This window comes from Yersinia pekkanenii, assembly GCF_001152565.1.
Taxonomy (GTDB): Bacteria; Pseudomonadota; Gammaproteobacteria; order Enterobacterales; family Enterobacteriaceae; genus Yersinia; species Yersinia pekkanenii.
Genome location: NZ_CQAZ01000178.1, coordinates 1 through 1,125, shown reverse-complemented (window position 1 = coordinate 1,125; position 1,125 = coordinate 1). Strand labels below are relative to the sequence as shown.

Here is a 1,125-nt window from a genome sequence, read left to right as displayed (position 1 = left end):
GTAATAAGATCCCGAGAGAGGGACCCATTTATTGAGAGAGGTTATCATTTATAATATCCATTAACCGACTCGTTTATTTCTTGTGGGCTATAGAATTGTCCGTGATATTTTTGACAGAAGTTTTCATAGGCGATAATCGCATCATTAATGCGTTCGAATCTGCCTAGCGTATATTTCCTTTTATTAAACTGTACCCTTGCCTTCCATTTTTTTCTTTCTGGCTCCCAGAAAACGCCTTTAAATCCCGATCTGTTTCCTTTGCCAATACCTACGTTACGTTGATTCTCAGCACTAGTAGCTTCACGCAAATTTATAAAACCATTATCAGTTTTTATTCGATTGATATGATCAATATATTTTCTCGGCCAACTGCCGTGCATATAAAACCACGCCAAACGCTGCGCTCTATATGAACATCCATCAATACCCACAACTATGTACCCATTTGTTAACGTGCCAGCATCCTGACCAGTAGAAACCCTTCCTCGTCTAAATGTCCACGTAAATACACCGGTATCAGGATCGTAGTGAAGTAGCTCTTTCAGCCTTTCTTGAGTTAACTCTCTCATGCATCACCTGTAATTTAGGCAATAAAAAGCCCCGCATAGGCGAGGCATGGTAGTTATACGATGATTAAACCGTTTGTTATTTTGCAGTCTTCAACGCCTGCTCGATTGCCAGACTTAATGCTCCAGGCATCAAAGCCTGTGCCATTGTATTCGCTCGCTCGAAATATCCAAGCATGGGTTTAACTGCCAGTGCGTCACCAAACTGGATCAGCAACTTAGGCGCTCTTTGCTTCTCTCTGGCGCGATGTACACCATTGGGAGAGCGCTTCTGACGTTTTTTAGCCTTTTTGCTCTTCTTACCTTTCTTGCGCTGGAATACACCTGACGTATCGCCAATCTTGCCAATGAATACATCTGGCTTACCCTTCAACTGAGCCAGCTTATTGCGCGCCAAGTTCCCATACTTATTGAGCCTTATAGCTTTGGGGTTAAGCAGCGCCTGACCATTAAGTTTGTGCTGTCCACCGAACTCGAACGGTTCGAGATAACTGGCAGCAATATCACGCACGAATACCTTGGCCTGCAGTCGGTTTTTGCGGGCACCAAACGAGCCAAC

Annotated in this window: 2 protein-coding genes; both read right to left on the bottom strand. The window is 43.9% G+C overall.

What is annotated here, in order from left to right; all coding sequences use genetic code 11:
• Positions 1-44: 44 nt before the first annotated feature.
• Positions 45-569, bottom strand: coding sequence for an HNH endonuclease (locus tag AEP37_RS23810; protein WP_049615655.1), 525 nt, complete (start codon positions 567-569; stop codon positions 45-47).
• A gap of 76 nt (positions 570-645) precedes the next feature.
• Positions 646-1,125 (bottom strand): hypothetical protein (locus AEP37_RS26810; protein ID WP_049615654.1); only part of this gene is annotated, 480 nt, incomplete at its 5' end.